General features: G+C 62.1%; 15 protein-coding genes and 1 pseudogene. 12 read left to right on the top strand and 4 right to left on the bottom strand.

The window, feature by feature from the left end; translation table 11 throughout:
• Positions 1 to 2: 2 nt before the first annotated feature.
• The 5 genes from rpoD to ACZ5TH_RS04215 all read left to right on the top strand — a co-directional run bounded on the left by rpoD (position 3) and on the right by ACZ5TH_RS04215 (position 5,351).
• A complete protein-coding gene (rpoD, locus tag ACZ5TH_RS04235; protein WP_449472144.1) occupies positions 3 to 2,051 on the top strand; it encodes an RNA polymerase sigma factor RpoD in 2,049 nt (682 codons plus the stop codon).
• A 137-nt stretch (positions 2,052 to 2,188) separates the two neighbouring features.
• Positions 2,189 to 2,869 carry a DUF6975 family protein gene (locus ACZ5TH_RS04230; RefSeq protein ID WP_464794723.1) on the top strand — a complete coding sequence of 227 codons (681 nt, stop codon included), beginning with the start codon at positions 2,189 to 2,191 and terminating at the stop codon, positions 2,867 to 2,869.
• 66 nt (positions 2,870 to 2,935) lie between these two features.
• Positions 2,936 to 3,781 carry an AAA family ATPase gene (locus tag ACZ5TH_RS04225; protein ID WP_464794722.1) on the top strand — a complete coding sequence of 282 codons (846 nt, stop codon included), beginning with the start codon at positions 2,936 to 2,938 and terminating at the stop codon, positions 3,779 to 3,781.
• A 41-nt stretch (positions 3,782 to 3,822) separates the two neighbouring features.
• Positions 3,823 to 4,236: a GFA family protein gene (locus ACZ5TH_RS04220; protein WP_464794721.1), complete on the top strand. Its 414-nt coding sequence runs from the start codon at positions 3,823 to 3,825 to the stop codon at positions 4,234 to 4,236.
• 92 nt (positions 4,237 to 4,328) lie between these two features.
• Complete coding sequence (locus ACZ5TH_RS04215) at positions 4,329 to 5,351, top strand: hypothetical protein (RefSeq protein ID WP_464794720.1); 1,023 nt, start codon at positions 4,329 to 4,331, stop codon at positions 5,349 to 5,351.
• Positions 5,352 to 5,356: 5 nt separating this feature from the next.
• Here the strand turns inward: ACZ5TH_RS04215 and ACZ5TH_RS04210 are convergent, their stop codons facing one another.
• Positions 5,357 to 6,736 (bottom strand): methyl-accepting chemotaxis protein, encoded by a 1,380-nt coding sequence (locus ACZ5TH_RS04210; RefSeq protein ID WP_464794719.1) that lies wholly within the window; start codon positions 6,734 to 6,736, stop codon positions 5,357 to 5,359.
• Positions 6,737 to 6,864: 128 nt separating this feature from the next.
• Between ACZ5TH_RS04210 and ACZ5TH_RS04205 the strand changes: the two genes are divergently transcribed.
• Positions 6,865 to 8,040 (top strand): vWA domain-containing protein, encoded by a 1,176-nt coding sequence (locus ACZ5TH_RS04205; RefSeq protein ID WP_464795053.1) that lies wholly within the window; start codon positions 6,865 to 6,867, stop codon positions 8,038 to 8,040.
• Positions 8,041 to 8,046: 6 nt separating this feature from the next.
• Here ACZ5TH_RS04205 and ACZ5TH_RS04200 read toward each other — a convergent pair whose 3' ends face one another.
• Entirely contained in the window at positions 8,047 to 9,135 is a 1,089-nt protein-coding gene (locus ACZ5TH_RS04200; RefSeq protein WP_464795052.1) for an anhydro-N-acetylmuramic acid kinase, read from the bottom strand.
• Between the two features lie 130 nt (positions 9,136 to 9,265).
• On the opposite strand from ACZ5TH_RS04200, the gene tyrS reads away from it, so the two are divergent.
• A complete protein-coding gene (gene tyrS, locus ACZ5TH_RS04195; RefSeq protein WP_464794718.1) occupies positions 9,266 to 10,483 on the top strand; it encodes a tyrosine--tRNA ligase in 1,218 nt (405 codons plus the stop codon).
• A 75-nt stretch (positions 10,484 to 10,558) separates the two neighbouring features.
• Positions 10,559 to 10,912: a PilZ domain-containing protein gene (locus ACZ5TH_RS04190; protein WP_449472133.1), complete on the top strand. Its 354-nt coding sequence runs from the start codon at positions 10,559 to 10,561 to the stop codon at positions 10,910 to 10,912.
• On the opposite strand, the pseudogene ACZ5TH_RS04185 reads toward ACZ5TH_RS04190, so the two are convergent.
• Positions 10,884 to 11,072, bottom strand: a pseudogene (locus ACZ5TH_RS04185) (mechanosensitive ion channel family protein); the annotation flags it as partial. The gene ACZ5TH_RS04190 and the pseudogene ACZ5TH_RS04185 overlap by 29 nt on opposite strands.
• Positions 11,059 to 13,122, bottom strand: a complete 2,064-nt coding sequence (gene recG / locus ACZ5TH_RS04180) for an ATP-dependent DNA helicase RecG (protein WP_464794717.1) — start codon at positions 13,120 to 13,122, stop codon at positions 11,059 to 11,061. The pseudogene ACZ5TH_RS04185 and the gene recG, both read right to left, overlap by 14 nt.
• A gap of 85 nt (positions 13,123 to 13,207) precedes the next feature.
• On the opposite strand from recG, the gene ACZ5TH_RS04175 reads away from it, so the two are divergent.
• The 4 genes from ACZ5TH_RS04175 to ACZ5TH_RS04160 all read left to right on the top strand — a co-directional run bounded on the left by ACZ5TH_RS04175 (position 13,208) and on the right by ACZ5TH_RS04160 (position 18,347).
• Positions 13,208 to 13,477, top strand: a complete 270-nt coding sequence (locus ACZ5TH_RS04175; RefSeq protein ID WP_460987952.1) for an FAD assembly factor SdhE — start codon at positions 13,208 to 13,210, stop codon at positions 13,475 to 13,477.
• Between the two features lie 147 nt (positions 13,478 to 13,624).
• On the top strand, positions 13,625 to 17,086 hold the full coding sequence (gene mfd / locus ACZ5TH_RS04170; RefSeq protein WP_464794716.1) for a transcription-repair coupling factor: 3,462 nt from the start codon (positions 13,625 to 13,627) through the stop codon (positions 17,084 to 17,086).
• Between the two features lie 135 nt (positions 17,087 to 17,221).
• Positions 17,222 to 17,632: a hypothetical protein gene (locus ACZ5TH_RS04165; protein WP_464794715.1), complete on the top strand. Its 411-nt coding sequence runs from the start codon at positions 17,222 to 17,224 to the stop codon at positions 17,630 to 17,632.
• On the top strand, positions 17,604 to 18,347 hold the full coding sequence (locus ACZ5TH_RS04160; protein WP_464794714.1) for a TorF family putative porin: 744 nt from the start codon (positions 17,604 to 17,606) through the stop codon (positions 18,345 to 18,347). The genes ACZ5TH_RS04165 and ACZ5TH_RS04160 overlap by 29 nt, the downstream gene beginning before the upstream one ends.
• Positions 18,348 to 18,349: the final 2 nt, after the last annotated feature.

Raw genomic sequence — 18,349 nt, 5'->3', positions numbered from 1 at the left:
AAATGGCGAGCAAGGCGACAGGCAAGGGTGCGGGCGAGGATGTTGATAGCGGCGATGCACCGCTGCTCGATCTGAATGAGGCTTCGGTCAAGAAGCTGATCGCGCGCGCCAAGAAGCGCGGCTACATCACCTATGACGAGTTGAACGACGCCCTGCCGCAGGACCAGATGTCCTCCGAGCAGATCGAGGACATCATGGCCGCGCTCAACGAAATGGGCGTGAACATCGTCGAGAATGAAGAAGCCAGCGAGGACGGCGACGAGCAGCGCGAGCGCGAAGATGCCGAAGACGCCGAAGATGATTCGGGCGATGAAGAAGGCGCGCCCAAGCTCGTCACCGAGAAGAAGAAGGAAACGGTCGACCGCACCGACGACCCGGTGCGCATGTATCTGCGCGAAATGGGCGCGGTGGAACTGCTCAGCCGCGAGGGCGAAATCGCCATCGCCAAGCGCATTGAGGCTGGCCGCGACACGATGATCCTGGGGCTGTGCGAAAGCCCGACGACCTTCAACGCGATCATCGAATGGTCGACCGCCCTCAACAATGGCGAGATGCAGCTGCGCGAGATCCTGGACCTCGACGCGATGCTTTCCAAGGACCCGGCGCCCGAGAATCTGGAGGAAGGCGCCGAGGACGATGACGGCGAGATCAGCGAGAAAACCGCTGGCCCCAGCTTCAAGGAAGAGGAGGAGCCCGAGGAAGAGGCAGCCGATTCCGACGAGGATGAGGACGGCCTGACCGAACGCCGTGCCCGGCGCGTGGAAGAGGAAGAAGAGGAAGACAACACCCTTTCCCTCGCCCAGATGGAAGAAACGCTCAAGCCGATGGCGCTTGAGAAATTCGCGACCATTACGGAGATTTTCCGCGCCTTCTCGCGTGCGCAGGAATCGCGCATGGCCGCGATGGCCAATGGCGAAACGCTAAGCCAGAAGGCCGAGGACGATTATCAGGAGCTGCGCGAGCGGCTGACTGCCGAGGTCGAGAGCGTCCAGTTCCACCAGCAGAAGATCGAATATCTGGTCGATCAGCTCTATGCCTATAACCGTCGCCTGACCGCGCTGGGCGGGCAGATGCTGCGTTTGGCGGAACGGCACAAGGTCAGCCGCAAGGACTTCCTCGACCGCTATGTGAACCATGAACTGGACGACGCCTGGCTGGACAAGGTTCAGGGCCTCGACAAGAAATGGGCCGCTTTTGCGGCAGCCGAAGCACGCGCCGTCGAGCGTATCCGTACCGAGGTGAGCGAAATCGCGCAGGCGACCGGCATGTCGCTGGGCGAGTTCCGCCGGATCGTCAACATGGTGCAGAAGGGCGAACGCGAAGCGCGTATCGCGAAGAAGGAAATGGTCGAGGCGAACCTGCGGCTCGTCATCTCCATTGCTAAAAAATATACGAACCGTGGCCTGCAATTCCTTGATCTTATTCAGGAAGGCAATATCGGCCTGATGAAGGCGGTGGATAAGTTCGAATATCGCCGCGGCTACAAGTTCAGCACCTATGCAACTTGGTGGATCAGGCAGGCGATCACCCGGTCGATCGCGGATCAGGCGCGGACCATCCGTATTCCGGTCCACATGATCGAGACGATCAACAAGCTGGTGCGCACGTCCCGCCAATTCCTGCATGAGCAGGGCCGCGAACCGACTCCGGAGGAAATGGCCGAGCGCCTTTCCATGCCGCTGGAGAAGGTGCGCAAGGTGATGAAGATCGCCAAGGAGCCGATCAGCCTCGAAACGCCGATCGGCGACGAGGAGGATTCGCACCTGGGCGATTTCATCGAGGACAAGAATGCGGTTATTCCGGTGGACGCGGCAATTCAGGCAAACCTGAAAGAAACGGTCACCCGCGTTCTGGCTTCGCTGACGCCGCGTGAGGAACGCGTGCTGCGCATGCGTTTCGGTATCGGCATGAACACCGATCACACGCTGGAGGAAGTAGGCCAGCAGTTCAGCGTGACCCGCGAACGTATCCGCCAGATCGAGGCGAAGGCGCTCCGCAAGTTGAAGCACCCGAGCCGCAGCCGGAAAATGCGGAGCTTCCTCGACCAATAGGGTCCTGGATACGGTGAATTGATCAGGAAGGGCGGCTTTAGGGCCGCCCTTTTTTTCGTCTCATAAACCGCTCTTTTACCTCAACTTCCTATGGTCGTGGCAACAGACACACTGGCGCGGCGGCCGCAGGGGTTATCATGAACGAAGCAGCTACACGCTTGGCGACAGGCGACATATCTCAGGTGATCGAGGCGCTGGTGGCGGCTGATGGAACGGCCGCTCATGCTCATGCGAGCAGCGCAAGGACCATCATGAGCCGTGATGCTGTCCTGACATTGCCGGACCTCGCCGATGCCGCGCATTATCTTTGCCTGCTGCACGGACGTCATCCCGGCGTCATCGATCACGCGGCGAACCGATCGGCAGACAGCGCGGCTCGGAGCTGGCTAGTCCAGGCGGGGCAGGCGTTTGCGCGTGAGCGGGCCTATCTGACTCAAGTTGCGGTGGCGCTGGGCCCGATACCCAGCACGGCGGGGCAGAGCGATTGTGAGACGATCGTCAGCCAGCAACGTCATGCGCTGGATATGCTGGCTCAATCGGACAGGCGCGGATGTGCCATGGGGGCAGCCATGGCGCTGGTGCTGGACTGGCAGGCGGTACGCGACGTGCTCGACATGGCGGCGATTCGCGTGGGCCTTGAACCCACTCCATCCGATCTCCCCGACCGGGCGCAGACCTTTGCTGTAGCGCGAGCGATCGGCAGCGACGGAGCGGCCGATCGGGCCATACAATTTGGCGCGCGGCAGTTGCTCAGCCAGCAGCGTGGCCTTTGGGACCTGCTGAAGGCGCGTGCCGAGGTTCGGCGGCAGAAACCGTAGGAATAACCGATTGCGGCGCTGGATCGCTTTCCCTACTCGGGTGGCAGTAGAGGAAAGCGAAGATTCATGCGGTTTGAAGGTACGGAAGATTATGTCGCCACCGACGACCTGAAGGTCGCGGTGAACGCTGCGGTGCTGCTGCGCCGCCCGCTGCTAGTGAAGGGTGAGCCGGGGACCGGTAAGACCGTGCTGGCGCAAGAAATCGCCAAGGCACTCGACGCGCCGCTGATCGAATGGAACGTCAAATCGACGACCAAGGCGCATCAAGGCCTGTATGAATATGATGCCGTGGCGCGGCTCCGCGATGGCCAGCTTGGCGACCCGCGCGTGCACGACATCGGCAACTATATCCGCAAGGGCAAGCTGTGGGAGGCGTTCACCTCCCCCACCCTGCCCGTGCTGCTGATCGACGAAATTGACAAGGCCGACATCGAATTTCCCAACGACTTGTTGCAGGAACTCGATCGCATGGCTTTCCACGTTTACGAAACGGGCGAGACGGTCGCGGCGCAGGAACGGCCGGTGGTGGTCATCACGTCCAACAATGAAAAGGAGCTGCCCGACGCTTTCCTGCGGCGCTGCTTCTTCCACTATATCAAGTTCCCCGACCGGGAGACGATGCAGGCCATTGTCGATGTCCATTTCCCGGGCATCCAGAAGATTTTGGTCAGCCGCGCGCTCGACCTCTTCTACGAGATACGCGATGTGCCGGGCCTGAAGAAGAAGCCGTCCACCAGCGAGTTGCTCGATTGGCTGAAGCTGCTACTCAATGAAGACATGCCGCTGGAGGTGTTGCAGGATCGCGATCCGACCAAGGCCATTCCGCCGCTTCATGGCGCCCTGCTTAAGAATGAGCAGGATATCATGATGTTCGAACGTCTGGCATTCATGGCGCGACGGCAGGGGCGCTAAAGGCTGGGATTGCCCTGCCCGGCGCAATGACGGAGGCGCGCATGACGCATGAAGCGGGATGTCTGTGCGGAGCGGTGCGCATCAAGATCGATGCGGAACCTATGGCGGCGCGCATGTGCTGGTGCAGGCTGTGCCAATATCTCGGCGGGGGATCAGGCACGGTCAATGTCTGCTTTTCGACGGAGAAGGTGCAAAGCGAGGGCGAGGTTCGTTGGCATGAGAGCATTGCCGACAGCGGCAACAGGATGCGCCGTGGCTTTTGCCCCCAATGCGGAACACCCCTGTTCAGCATTGCCGAGTCGCGGCCGCACCTGACCTTCATCAGGGCTGGCGCGCTGGATGATCCGGACCTGCTGGGGCCGCAGGCGGTGATCTGGACGGATGCTGCCCCGCACTGGGCGCATCTGGACCCGGAACTGCCGCATTATCCGGCGCAGATTCCGCCGGTCGCATAAAAGGCCGCTTGCCTTAGCCTTGCGGTTTCGCTCAACCTTCCCCCATAAATTTCAGAGCCGCGACAAGACGGCGTGAAATGGGAAGGATGCCTATGCCGAAATTCTCCTTGTCGCTGTTGCCGATCCTCTTGGCTTTGCCGGTGCCCGCACTGGCGCAGGGTGCCGATGTGCAGGAAGCGTGGGTAGCGAGCGATGGGAGCCTTCGCGCCCGCGCCTCGGGGATCAGCCTGCCGCAGACCATCGCGGGGCTTTCCCTGTCCAAAAGTGGAGAGGTTACGAACGGCGGCAAGGGCATCGACAATTATGCCCAATATCTGTCGGAGGATGGGGCGGTGCAGGCGACTTTGTACGTCTATCTGCCCAGCTATGCCGACGCGTCGATCGCCGCTTACATGACCGACCGCGCGGTGACGGATCGTTTTGGACCGAAGACACGCCGCACTGCTTATGAAGGCGTTCCGTTGCAGGGCAAAGATGGCCGCGCGATCCGTGCTGTTTATGATGATGCGGCCGACGGGGCGCTGACCACGGCAGCAGCTTTTGCGCAGGCCGGACGCTGGCTCGTGAAGCTGCGCGTCACAGGTCCGAGTGAACGGCGCAAGGAGGTATTGGCAGGGCTGGACGGGTTGCTCGGCGGCTTGCATTTCGATGATGCGGCTGCGGTACGGCCAGTCTCTCCGGTGCGGTTCGCCGACTGCCCGGCGGGTGATGACCGGGATGCGCAACTTACCGCTTCCCTTCCTGTCGCAGCGGCTGATGTCCGCGCCGTTCGGGAGGTGGCCGGGTCCTTCTGCGTCCGGGGACAGGTGCAGACTAGCGAAGGCAGCTATGATGTTCTGGCGCAGCAGGGTGCGTCTGGCGGATCGGTCATCGTGCCGATCGACGATGCGGGCACGGTGCTTGCCTTCGATCCAGCAGTTGACGGCAAGGGCTATCAGCTATCGATACATTCGGTCGGCGAGACGAAGCTTTACGGCGTTTATGACCGCGTACCGAGTTCTCGGCAGATCGCAAAGATTCTCGATGGCAAGGACCCTCAGACGGCGCAGGCGCGGACGACTGCTGCCTACGCCGCCAATGGGGAGGTCATAGTGCGCCAGGGCGCGGCGAACTGACGGGATCAGATGAGGTAGCCGACCTCATACAGGCCCCAGCGGCGGCCTTCGAAGATTAGCGGAACGAACACGCTGCGAAGCGCGCGATAGCGGCCTTCGCCAAGGTCCTGACGATAGGTGAAAAGGAAAAAGTCTCCCTCACCATCGAGCGCGCGGCGGGTCTGGCTGTCCATGAAAATCTGCCGGTTACGGGCATATTCCATGTTCCATTCCGGCATGCCCGGCCGCTGAGGCTGGCTTCGCGACGTGATGTGCGTGGGCAGATAGCCGTTCATATCGATCAGGCAGCAACCGACGATGGCATTATCCTGCCCGGTCTGGCGATCCAGAATTGGGCGGAGGACGCGGTCGGCAAAGACCATGAAGCCATTTTCATATTGCGGCGGGTGGGAGCCTTGGATCGGGCGGTAATTGCTGTCGAATAGCGCCGATGGCGTCAGTTCACCCGCTGCCAGGGCGTCATTGATCAGGCGCGACACTTCTGCCGCGCCATCTTCGGCATAGGCAATGTAGCGACTGTTGCGCGTCTGATGCCCGCCATGAGCGGCGGTGTTGAGCATGTCGTTTGCCATGCCCTCAAGCTGCTCAAGCTGGGCCTTGGCCATTTCGACGCGCTGGGTGCTTTCGGCAGCGGAGTCGCTGAAGTTGGTAAGGCCCGCACGTAGCGCACCTACGTCGGCGTCGGCTTCATCGGTGCAGGTGACGATGGCGTGGGAACGCTCGCCAAATTGCGTCACGAGCGAGGCGATTTCCGCCATGGTGACGCTCAATGTGTCGATATGGGCGCTGACGTCCCGGCCACGTCCGATATTGGCTTCGACGCCGCTGATCAGATGGCGCGCGTCGCGGTCGAGCTGGCCGAGCTTGTCACCGACCGATGCCGCGGACTCGCCCGCTTGCCCGGCGAGGCGGCGGATTTCGTCGGCCACGACAGCAAAGCCCTGCGTCGCCTCCCCACCGCGCGCCGCTTCGATCGCGGCGTTGACGCCCAGCAGCCGCGTTTGGCGTGCGATCGCGCCGAGTTGATCGGATATGCCGCCGACGGCTTCGATGACCCCGAGAAACTGACGAAGCCTTCCCTCCAGCCCCGTGACATGGTCGACCAGCCCTGCAACCTGGGCGAGAGACTGGGTGATCGCTTCATGCCCTTCGGCAATGATGCGGGCAGCACGCCGGGACGTGAGGCTGAGTTCCTGAGCCGCCACCACGCTTTCATTCTGGCTGACCGCCAGAGCCTCCATATTGGTTTGCAACTGTGAGAGGCGGAGCGAGTCGGATTGAATGCGCCGAGTAAGTTCCCCGAGGAAGCCCGCCGTCTCGCTGCATTGCAGCGCAACGTCGCCGGAACGCTCACCCAGATCGGTCAATAAATGCTCATTTTTCAAGGAGTGCCACCCCAAACCGCCCGCCTGTGAATAGTGCCTTATTAACGATGCGATGCAACACTTAACATTTGATCAACCATGCGCAGCCCCTTGCATCCATGGCAGGGCTGTCAGACAAGGCGGTCATCATGATGCTGAACTTTCTCGACGCGCTCAGGGCTGCGGGCATTCCCGCTGGCATCAAGGAGCATCTGCTTTTGCTGGAGGCGCTGGACCGTGACGTGATCGGTCAACGGCCTGAAGAATTCTATTATCTCGCGCGGGCGACCTATGTGAAGGATGAAGGGCTGATCGACCGGTTCGATCAGGTCTTCGCCAAGGTCTTCAAGGGCGTGCTGGTTGCGAGCGGCGTCGAGGCCGAAATTCCCGAGGAGTGGCTGCGCCTCGTCGCGGAGAAATATCTGAGCGCTGAGGAGATGGAGAAGATCAAGTCTCTCGGCAGCTGGGACGAGATCATGGAGACGCTGAAGAAGCGTCTGGAGGAGCAGAAGGGACGCCATCAAGGCGGAAACAAGTGGATCGGCACAGGCGGGACTTCGCCCTTTGGCAATGGCGGTTATAATCCCGAAGGCGTGCGGATCGGCGGCGAGAGCAGGCACAAGCGCGCGATCAAGGTCTGGGAAAAGCGTGAGTTCCAGAACCTCGACAGCAGCAAGGAACTGGGCACGCGCAACATCAAGGTGGCGTTGCGGCGGCTGCGACGCTTTGCGCGCGAGGGGGCAGCGGATGAGCTGGACCTGGAAGGGACTATCCGGGGCACAGCTCGGCAAGGTTGGCTCGACATACGGATGCGGCCCGAGCGGCACAATGCGGTCAAGCTGCTGCTATTCCTGGACGTTGGCGGATCAATGGACCCGTTCATCCGGCTTTGCGAGGAACTGTTTTCCGCCGCGACGACCGAGTTCAAGAACATGGAGTTCTTCTATTTCCACAACTGCCTCTATGAAGGCGTGTGGAAGGACAATCGGCGCCGCTTTTCAGAGCGTATTCCAACATGGGATATCCTGCATAAATATGGGCATGACTATAAGGTCATCTTCGTTGGCGATGCGGCGATGAGCCCTTATGAGATCAGCTATCCCGGCGGTTCCGTCGAACATATGAACGAGGAACCCGGCGCGGTGTGGATGAGCCGGTTGCTGCATACCTATCCGGCTGCCGTGTGGCTGAACCCGACCCCGCGCGACCATTGGGACTATAGCCAATCGACGCGAATGATCCGGGAGATCATGAGCCAGCGCATGTATCCGCTGACCCTTGAGGGCATCGATGACGGGATGCGGGAACTGACGCGAAAGCGGTAAGCTGCGTCAGGCAGGATCGAAGAGGACGCCGCCCGTCATTGGGACGGGAACGCCGGTGGTGCCGGGAAAGCTGATCGGCAAGGATTTGAGATGGCGCACCGCCATATAGGCGAAGCCCTGCGCCTCAAGGGCGTCGCCATCCCAGCCGAGATCATCGACCGGGCGTACCTCTGCGCTGGTGAAAGCGGCCAGCATCCCCATCAGGGTCGCGTTGTGGCGGCCACCTCCGCCGACATAGATGGAGGACGGCCGGGACGGGAGATGGTCAAGCGCGCGGGCAACCGCCCTGGCGGTGAACGCGGTCAACGTCGCTGCACCATCCTCAAGCGACAAGCCATGCATCGCATCGAGGGTGAAGGCTTCACGGTCGATGCTCTTGGGAGGCAGCGTGTCGAACCAGGGGTCTGCCATCAAACTGTCGAGCCGCGCTTCATCGATTTGGCCGCGAGCAGCAGTGGCGCCATTTTCGTCGAAGGGCCGATCGCTATGCGTCTGCATCCAATTGTCGATCAGACCGCTCGCCATGCCGGTGTCGAAGGCGAGGAGTTCGCCATCATTTCCGATGGCGGTGATGTTGGCCACGCCGCCCAGGTTCAAGATAGCCGTCGGTTTGCGCAAATCGTTCGCCAAGGCCCGGTGATAGATAGGCATTAGCGGCGCGCCCTGCCCCCCTGCAGCAACATCGGCGCTGCGCAGGTCACCTACCACGGGAATTCCGAACGCTCCCGCCAACGCGGGGCCATCGCCGATCTGCCATGTCCAGCGCCATTCCGGCCGATGCGCAACCGTGTGACCGTGGAAACCGATAACGGCGATATCCTGCGCTATATGCCCGCTGCGCGCGAGGAGATCGGTGACGGCCTCGACATGAAGCTCGGTGAGTTCGGCTTCCACGGACTGAATGAGAGGCTCAAAGTCCGGCTTGTCCATCGCCATGGCGCGCTGGCACGCTTCGGCCAGGCGAATGCGAAAGCCCTCCCGATAGGGCATGGCATGGAAGGTGACGGGATTGCTGAAGCCCTCTCCGTCGGTTTCGATGAGCGCGGCGTCGATGCCGTCGCGCGAAGTGCCCGACATGAGGCCGATCGCCAGCATGGGTTGGCTGTGTGTCACCGCTTCGATCCTTTTGCTCTCCTCTATTCTGTGTAGCGGAATGGATCGAGACACAAGTTCAGGATGACGGGGAGTGACGTTGTTGTGTCGTGATGCTAGAGGGCGCCGCATTATGACCAGCTACTCGTCCGATCTGCTCCGCCTCCTGGAGGCACGTGGCTACATCCATCAACTGACCGATGCGGAGGGGCTCGACGGCCTTGCCGCCAAGCAGATCGTGCCGGGCTATATCGGCTTTGATCCGACGGCCCCGTCCCTGCATGTCGGGCACCTCGTTTCGATCATGATGCTGCGGCAGTTGCAGAAGGCGGGGCATAAGCCGATCGTCCTGATGGGCGGCGGCACGGGGAAGATCGGCGATCCGAGCTTCAAGGACGAGGCGCGCAAGCTGCTCACCACCGAGACGATCGCGGAGAATGTCGCGAGCATCAAGCGCGTGTTCGAACGGTTCCTGACCTTCGGCGACGGGCCGACCGACGCGATCATGCTCGACAATGCCGAATGGCTCGACCGGCTGGAATATATCCCGTTCCTGCGGGAAATCGGTCAACATTTCTCGATCAATCGCATGTTGAGCTTCGATTCGGTGAAGCTGCGACTGGATCGTGAGCAGTCGCTGTCCTTCCTTGAATTCAACTATATGATCCTTCAGGCCTATGACTTTCTGGAGCTGTCGCGGCGGTCGAGCTGCCGGTTGCAGATGGGCGGATCAGACCAGTGGGGGAATATCGTCAACGGCGTCGAACTGGCGCGCCGGGTGGATGGGACGCAGGTGTTCGGGCTGACCACGCCGCTGCTCACCAATGCCGATGGCACGAAGATGGGCAAGACGGTGGGTGGTGCGGTCTGGCTGAACGAAGATCAGCTTTCCACCTATGATTATTGGCAGTTCTGGCGGAACACGGCAGACGCGGACGTCGCCAACCGGCTGCGGCTGTTCACCGACCTGCCGATGGACGAGGTCGCACGGTTGGCCGCGCTTCAGGGCGCGGAGATCAATGAGGCGAAGAAGGTTCTGGCCAATGAGGCGACGGCGCTGTGCCGGGGCACTGATGCTGCGCTTGCTGCCGCAGAAACGTCGCGCAAGACCTTTGAAGAGGGCGCTTCGGACGCCAATCTGCCGACGATCAGTGTGGGGGCCGACGGGCTAACCATTGTTCAGGGCACCTCAGCACTAGGCTTTGCCGCTTCCAACAAAGAGGTCCGGCGCAAGCTGGCCGAAGGCGCCATTCGCGTCAATGGCGAGGTCGTGAGCGACCCCATGCTGGCGCTGAAACCCGGAGACAAGGTGAGCTTCGGCGCTAAGAAACATGGGCTGGTAACTGCTTGAAACTTTAGAGAGTTAAAGGCGGATTAAGTAAAGCTGGTAAGGAAGGCGCCACCTTCCTCACCTTAAGCTCCGGTCATGTCTTCGGTGCTCGCCAGCCTCGCCCAGGTCGCCCGTTCACGGGACCCTTCCATCAATCAGCGCCGCACGCCCCGCGTGCTGGTGGATATGGTCAGCCATATCTCTGCCCGAGGCCGAACCCATGGCGTCCGGGTCATCAACATCTCTGAACTCGGCTTGATGTGCCGAACCGATGCAGAGATCACGATTGGCGAACGGGTCGCCATCTGGCTGCCCGTCGTCAAGGACGTTCAGGCCGATGTTCGATGGTCAGAGGATGGCCGGGTCGGGGTGGAGTTTTGCCAACCCATTGATCCGCAAGTCTATGAGGCCATGCTGTCGCTCATCCCGCCACGGCAGACCGCCTGGTAAGGAGCTGCTCAAAGCCCTGATCCGCTTCGATCCGTTGACGTGACCGGACTAGCGCCTCCGGCATTTCGGTGCGCAGGAAGTACATCATTGCCTCGCGCAGGTCGAAGGCGATCCCCGCATTGCGCGCGCTGAGCAGGCCGCGCGAATTAGCCGCTTCGGAGCAATCCCACCGCAGCATCTCGTTCGAACAGGTAAAGGCAGGTTCTGGCCGCTTGACCGCGCGCTTCGTTCAGTCCGCCGTCCCGGTCAATCAAGAGGTGTGCGTCATCGCGTGCGCTGTCGAGCAGGGCGGACAGATGTTCCGGCGTCGCGATCTTCAGCTGCGCTTCGCCTGATTGCCGCGTACCGAGGATTTCGCCTGCGCCACGGAGGCGGAGGTCCTCTTCGGCGATGCGAAAGCCGTCATTGGTTTCGCGCATGAGCGCTAGCCGAGCACGGCTGGTTTCGCTCAAGGCTCCGCCTCGCAGCAGGATGCAGACGCTGTGGTTCTGGCCGCGCCCTACCCGGCCGCGCAGCTGGTGGAGCTGCGCGAGGCCGAAGCGGTCGGCGCCTTCGATGATGATGAGATTGGAATTGGGGACATCGACGCCGACTTCGATGACGGTGGTGGCGACGAGGATTTTTGTGCAGGCGGTGGAAAAAGCCTCCATCGCGGCGTCCTTTTCCGGGCCTTTCATGCGGCCGTGGACAAGGCCGACGAGATCGCCAAAGCGCATTTTCAGCATTTCGGCGCGGGCTTCGGCGGCGGCCTGATCGCTGGTTTCGCTTTCCTCGACCAAGGGGCAGACCCAATAGGCTTGGCCGCCGGTTTCGATGTGGCGGGCGAGTGCTTCGACCACTTCATCGAGACGGTTCGCGGACATGACGACGGTCTGGATCGGCTGGCGGCCGGGAGGCATTTCGTCCAGGCGGGAGACGTCCATTTCGCCATAATAGGTGAGCGTCAGCGTGCGGGGGATCGGGGTGGCGGTCATCACCAGCAGGTGCGGCGTGCGCTCGGCCTTGGCGGCCAGCATCATGCGCTGGGCGACGCCGAAGCGGTGCTGTTCGTCGATCACCGCGAGGGCGAGATTTTTGTAGCGGACGGCGTCCTGGAAGATGGCGTGGGTGCCGACGAGGATGTCTATGCTGCCATCGGCGAGACCCATCAGGGTGGATTCGCGCACCCTGCCCTTTTCGCGGCCGGTGAGAATGGCGATGCTGACCGGGAGGCCGGACGCCATCTTGCGCAGCGTTTCATAATGTTGGCGCGCGAGGATTTCTGTCGGAGCGAGGAGTGCGCCTTGAGCGCCTGCCTCAACCGTGTTGAGGAGGGCCATGAGGGCGACAAGGGTTTTGCCCGAACCGACGTCGCCTTGCAGGAGGCGGAGCATGGGGACGGGCTGCGCCATGTCGCCTTCAATCTCTCCGAAGGCGCGGCGTTGCGCGCCGGTCGGGGCGAAGGGGAGTTCGAGCATGGCGCGAAGACGGCCGTCCCCCTCGATGGGGATGCCCCGGCGCTTGCGGGAGGATTGGCGGACCAGCATGAGCGCGAGTTGGCCTGCGAAAATTTCATCATAGGCGAGGCGCTCGCGGGCCTTGGCATCGCTGGGGTCGGCGTGGATGCGGGTGAGCGCCTCGTGCCATGTCGGCCAGCCCTTTTGGGCGAGCAGGCTGGGTTCGATCCATTCGGGGAGATCTGGGGCGCGGCTCAGTGATTGCCCTACGAGGTCGCGCAGGCGGTTATTGGTGAGCCCTTCGGAAAGGCCATAGACTGGCTCTCGCGCCGGGATGGTGGAGGCTTCCTCAGGCGGAAGGACATAGTCGGGGTGGACGATCTGGAGATTTTCGCCATAGGCCTCCAGCTTGCCGGAGATGAATTTGGGTTCGTTCAAGGGCAGCAGCTTGCGGGGCCAGGCGCTGTTGCGGCCGAAATAGACCAGCGCGACCGTATTGCCGTCCCTGTCCTGCGCGATGACGCGGAAAGGCGCGCGGGCGCTGCCGGAGGCGCGGTAGTCGGTAGGCGTGAGTTCTATGCCGATGACCCGGCCTGAGTCGGACAGGATCAACTCGTCCACCATGCGGCGATCGACAAAGCTGACCGGCAGGTGGAATAGGACATCGACGGCGCGGGCCAGCCCCAAGCGCTCCAGCGGCTTGGCAAGCGCGGGGCCGACGCCCTTCAGGGCTTCGATTTCGGTGAAGAGTGGGTTGAGGATATCGGGTCGCATGGCTATCTGACGCCATCTAGCCCAGCCGGGACGATGCGCAAACATCTGATCGGTGTATTCGGCATGTCCGCGCAAGGAACAAATTGTGAACGAAGATCCCCGCATCCGCCGCCTGCAATTCCGTGCCTGGCATCGCGGCATCAAGGAAGCGGACTTGGCGGTGGGTGGATTTTTCGATCGCTACCATGCCGAGTGGGGCGCGGAGGAGATCGACTGGTTCGAGCGGTTTATCGAGGAACAGGATGCCGACATCATGGCTTGGGCCTTGGGGACGTTGCCGTTGCCCGAGCAATGGCGCGGACCAATGTGGGACAAGTTTGTGAAGATGGATTTTGTGGAGATTGGGAGGAAGTGACTTCTTCTCCCCTCCCGCAAGCGGGAGGGGCAGTGAGACTTGCCGGGCCACAGGTTCGGCTAGTCGCAGCGGGGTGGGCCTGCGCCGCCTCTGCTGGATTGCCCACCCCTAGCCCCTCCCGCTTGCGGGAGGGGGACTGAGATGTAGATGACCGACCTTCTGAAAATCCTCAAAGCCTCCTCCCCCATCACCCTTTCCGGGGTTCCGGCGGGATTCCAGCCATGGTTGCTCGCGGACATCGCTCGGGCAGCGCCTTCGCGCGCCTTGTTCGTCGCGCCGGATGAGCAACTCATGCGAGCGGTGGCAGATACGGCGCATTATTTTGCGCCGGAGATCGAGATTGTCGAAATCCCGGCTTGGGACTGCCTTCCCTATGACCGGGCCAGTCCTTCGCTGCGGACGGCTTCGGCGCGTCTGGCGGGGCTTTATGCGTTGCAGGGGAAGCCCAAGGGGCCGCAGCTTGTCCTGACAACGCTCAATGCGTTGACGCAGCGGACGCTGACGCCTTTCCGCGTGCGGCAGTTGGTGGCGAAGCTCGCGCCCAAGGAGCGGATAGCGATTTCGCGGCTCGCAGAGATGTTGCAGGCCAATGGCTACGTCCGCACCGATACTGTGCATGACCGGGGCGAGTTCGCCATTCGCGGGGGCATAGTCGATCTGTTTCCCGGTGGTGAGGAACAGCCCCTGCGGCTCGATTTCTTTGGCGACGAGATCGAGACTGTGCGGCGCTTCGACCCGGCGGACCAGCGGACCAGCGGGAGTGTGGAGGGCTTCACCCTTCTTCCCGCTTCCGAAGCTTTGCTGGATGAAGAGACGATCAAGCGGTTTCGCGGGCGCTATCGCGAGACGTTCGGGGCCACGGCGACCGGCGATCCGCTCTATCAGGCGGTGAGCGACGGGCGGCGCTTGGCAGGGATGGAGCATTGGCTGCCGCTGTTCGAGGAACGGCTGGTGCCGATGACCGAGCATCTGGGCGACGATACCGTGGTCGTGCTGGATCATGGCGTGGCGGGCGCGGCGGAGGCTCGGTTCGAGGCGATCCGGGACTATCACGCCAATCGGGTGCAGGCGAAGTCGTCCGATCCGGGGGCTTATCGGCCGCTGGAGCCGAAGGCGCTGTATCTGGAGCAGCAAGAATGGGACGGCATCGTGCGCGAATGGCCGATGCATGCGACCACGCCGTTTCATGAACCGGAAAGCGCCTCCGTCATCGATTTCGCCGTCGATGGGCCTCGCGATTTCGCGCCGGAGCGGGCGCAGAACGCCAATGTCTATGAGGCGGTGGGGAAGCATATCGCTTCCCTCCAGCGGGCGAAGAAGAAAGTCGTCATCGCCAGCTACTCCGGGGGCGCGCGGGAGCGGCTTTCGGGGCTGCTGGTCGATCATGGGCTGAAACGGGTCGCGGCGGCGGATAGCTGGCAAGAGGCGCTGGGGATCGCTGCGGGGGGCAGCACGGTGCTGACCGTCCTGCCGCTGGACCATGGCTTTACCGCGCCCGATGTGGCGGTGCTGACCGAGCAGGACATGCTGGGCGACCGGCTGGTGCGGCGGGCCAAGCGGAAGAAGAATGCCGACGCCTTTTTGCAGGAACTGGCGACGCTCTCGCCGGGCGATCTGGTGGTGCATATGGACCATGGGATCGGGCGCTATGAGGGGCTGACGCAGATACCGGTGGCCAAGGCCGCGCATGACTGCGTGGCGCTGGAATATGCGGGCGGGGACAAACTGTATGTGCCGGTGGAGAATCTGGAGGTTCTCTCCCGCTATGGCTCCGACAGCGAGGGGGTGAGCCTCGACAGGCTGGGCGGCGAGGCGTGGCAGCGACGCAAGGCCAAGATGAAGGAGCGCATCCGCGAGATTGCGGGTGAGTTACTCAAGACGGCGGCCGAGCGCGCGCTCCGGGCGGCGACGGTGGCGGAGCCGGATAGCGCGGGCTATCCGGCCTTTGTCGATCGCTTCCCCTATCAGGAGACCGAAGATCAGGACCGCGCGATCATGGACGTGGTCGAGGATTTGGGCGCCGGGCGGCCGATGGACCGGCTGGTGTGCGGCGATGTGGGCTTCGGCAAGACCGAGGTGGCTTTGCGGGCCGCTTTCGTGGCGGCGATGGCGGGGATGCAGGTGGTGGTGATCTGCCCGACCACCCTGCTCGCCCGGCAGCATCATATGAATTTCGAGGAGCGGTTCAGAGGCTTTCCGGTGAATATCGGACGGCTGTCGCGGCTGGTGCCGGACAAGGAAGCGAAGGCGGTGAAGGCCGGGCTGGCCGATGGGACGATCGATATTGTCGTAGGCACCCATGCGCTGTTGGCGAAGGGGCTAGAGTTCAAACGGCTGGGCCTCGTCATCGTGGACGAGGAACAGCGGTTTGGCGTCACGCACAAGGAGCGGTTGAAGAGCCTGAAGACCGATGTTCATGTGCTCACGCTGACGGCAACGCCGATCCCCCGGACATTGCAAATGGCGATGTCGGGCTTGCGGGAACTGTCCGTGATCCAGACACCGCCGGTCGATCGTCTGGCGGTGCGGACGTACATCATGCCCTGGGACGGGGTTGTCATCCGCGAGGCCTTGCTGCGCGAACATTATCGCGGGGGGCAGAGCTTCTTCGTCGTGCCGCGCATTGCCGACCTGACCGAGGTGGAGGAGTTCCTGCGAACAGAAGTGCCGGAGGTGAAGCCGATCGTCGCCCATGGCCAAATGAGCGCTACTGAGGTTGAGGAGCGCATGTCGGCCTTCTACGACAAGCGTTATGATGTGCTGCTGTCGACGACGATCGTTGAGAGCGGCCTTGATATTCCCTCGGCCAATACGTTGATCATTCACCGCGCGGATCGGTTTGGGCTGGCGCAGCTTTACCAGCTTCGCGGGCGCGTGGGGCGGTCGAAGGCGCGGGCCTATGCCTATTTCACGACGCCCGCGAACAAGGTGATTACCGAAACGGCGGAAAAGCGGCTGAAGGTGCTGTCCGACCTCGATACGCTGGGCGCCGGGTTCCAGCTGGCGAGCCACGACCTCGACATTCGCGGCGCGGGCAATCTGGTGGGTGACGAGCAATCGGGCCATATCAAGGAAGTCGGGTTCGAACTCTACCAGTCGATGCTAGAGGACGCGATCCTTGAGGCCAAGGCAGGCGGCGCCGGGATCGAGAAACGGGAAAGCTTCTCGCCGCAGATCAGCGTCGATGCGCCGATCCTCATTCCCGAAGATTATGTGCCCGATCTCGACCTGCGCATGGGGCTGTATCGCCGCCTGAACGAGGTTGAGGATCGGCAGGGGCTGGAGGCTTTTGCCGCGGAACTCATCGACCGGTTCGGCAAGCTGCCGACGCCGACGCAGAACCTGTTCAAGATCATCGAGATCAAGCAGAATTGCGTGACGGCCAATATCTCGAAGATCGATGTGGGACCGAAGGGCGCGCTGGTCAGCTTCTTCGAAGACCGCTTCCCCAAGCCGGAAGGACTGGTCGCCTATATCCAGCGGCTTAATGGCGTGGCGCGGTTGCGGCCGGATAGCAAGGTCGTGGTCAATCGCGCCTGGGCAGACCCGGCGGCGCGGCTGAACGGAGTGCTGCAATTGTCAAAGGGGTTGGCGAAGTCGGCTAGCTGACAGTGGATGGCCGTGAGATTGCGCCTCTCGCCAGCACCGCTTTGTCGTGCGTCAGCAAAGTAACAGCAACATCAGCCATCTAAATGCTCCGTCGATGACTGGACAGCAAAGTCCGGCATCGAGCAGGAGATTGACATGATTTCGACCTTCGTAGCGATGGCAGCAGTTGCCGCCACGCACAGCGTGCAGATCGACCATGGCGGAACGCCGGTGCAAGCCAATTATTCGGCTCGCTTAGAGTTCACGACCAAGACGGTCGGTGCGAAAACGCCCAACCGCATGGATATGCAACGGTGCCATTGGACCGCGACGGTCATAGTGGACCGCGCACTCAATCATAGTCCGGCGCTGGCCCGCACGGTTTCCCATGACAAGCGTTTTTCCGGCAGCGAGCATGGGGCATGTACCCCCGGCCGCAAATCGGGTGAACGCAATATGGCAGAGCATGACGCGGCGATCCGCGAACATCTGGTGGCGGTGGCCGAGAAGGATCGCGCGCCGTTGATCGCTGAACTTGATGCGGTTCGCAATCTTGCCTCAAACTGACGCACGCTTGATGGTGGCGGCGGCAATCATGCTGGCCGCCACTTCTTCCCCCGCCTTCGCGCAATATGCTGACCGGTTTTCGGCTACCGCCGAGGTTGCAAGTGATGAACGCAGGCGGGGGTTGAGCTGGAGCGATGGCGACCCGGTCGTGCGGGGAACAATCGCCATACAGGCGACGGAGGGATTGAGCTTCGATGCCACCGCGACATCCTTATGGAACAGCAGCCGTCACCGTGGAGCCGATGCCGTGGTGGACCTTGGCACATCTTATGCCCGGCAAATGGGCGCATGGCGGCTTTCTGCGAAGGGGGTTTATCACCTGTTTCCCGGCGCGTCGGGACAGGGATATGGCGAGGTTGGCGCTGGTGCAGGATTCCTGATCGGCCCGGCAAATATCGACGTCAACGCCAGCTATGCACCACCGCAAAGCTCGATTGGCGGAGATAATCTTTACCTCTCGGCTTCGGCATCTGCGGGTATCCCCGGCACGCCGTTCACCGTCTCGGCGCATGTCGGTCGTTCGAGCGGCCGGACCCGAGATGTGGACGATGCCGCCCGCCTGCGGCCTGATGGCACATATTGGGACCACGGGATCAGCATCGATTATCTGAAGCGGCAATGGTTTGCGGGCGTGCGTTATGCGAACAGCAGCATCGATGGCGAGGCGCGTCACTCAGGAGCAACCCTGATCGGCCGGGCGGGAATCGCCTTTTAGGC

Source organism: Sphingobium sp. TomTYG73, from assembly GCF_055394245.1.
This window is presented reverse-complemented; position numbering and strand designations above follow the sequence as displayed.

Coding starts and splice junctions, on each gene's coding strand:
- recG (WP_464794717.1), bottom strand. CDS start 13,122: ATGCGACCCGATATCCTCAACCCACTCTTCACCGAAATCGAAGCCCTG.
- ACZ5TH_RS04165 (WP_464794715.1), top strand. CDS start 17,222: ATGATTTCGACCTTCGTAGCGATGGCAGCAGTTGCCGCCACGCACAGC.
- ACZ5TH_RS04200 (WP_464795052.1), bottom strand. CDS start 9,135: ATGCTGGCGATCGGCCTCATGTCGGGCACTTCGCGCGACGGCATCGAC.
- ACZ5TH_RS04225 (WP_464794722.1), top strand. CDS start 2,936: ATGCGGTTTGAAGGTACGGAAGATTATGTCGCCACCGACGACCTGAAG.
- ACZ5TH_RS04205 (WP_464795053.1), top strand. CDS start 6,865: ATGATGCTGAACTTTCTCGACGCGCTCAGGGCTGCGGGCATTCCCGCT.
- ACZ5TH_RS04230 (WP_464794723.1), top strand. CDS start 2,189: ATGAACGAAGCAGCTACACGCTTGGCGACAGGCGACATATCTCAGGTG.
- mfd (WP_464794716.1), top strand. CDS start 13,625: ATGACCGACCTTCTGAAAATCCTCAAAGCCTCCTCCCCCATCACCCTT.
- ACZ5TH_RS04220 (WP_464794721.1), top strand. CDS start 3,823: ATGACGCATGAAGCGGGATGTCTGTGCGGAGCGGTGCGCATCAAGATC.
- tyrS (WP_464794718.1), top strand. CDS start 9,266: ATGACCAGCTACTCGTCCGATCTGCTCCGCCTCCTGGAGGCACGTGGC.
- ACZ5TH_RS04190 (WP_449472133.1), top strand. CDS start 10,559: ATGTCTTCGGTGCTCGCCAGCCTCGCCCAGGTCGCCCGTTCACGGGAC.
- ACZ5TH_RS04160 (WP_464794714.1), top strand. CDS start 17,604: ATGCGGTTCGCAATCTTGCCTCAAACTGACGCACGCTTGATGGTGGCG.
- rpoD (WP_449472144.1), top strand. CDS start 3: ATGGCGAGCAAGGCGACAGGCAAGGGTGCGGGCGAGGATGTTGATAGC.
- ACZ5TH_RS04215 (WP_464794720.1), top strand. CDS start 4,329: ATGCCGAAATTCTCCTTGTCGCTGTTGCCGATCCTCTTGGCTTTGCCG.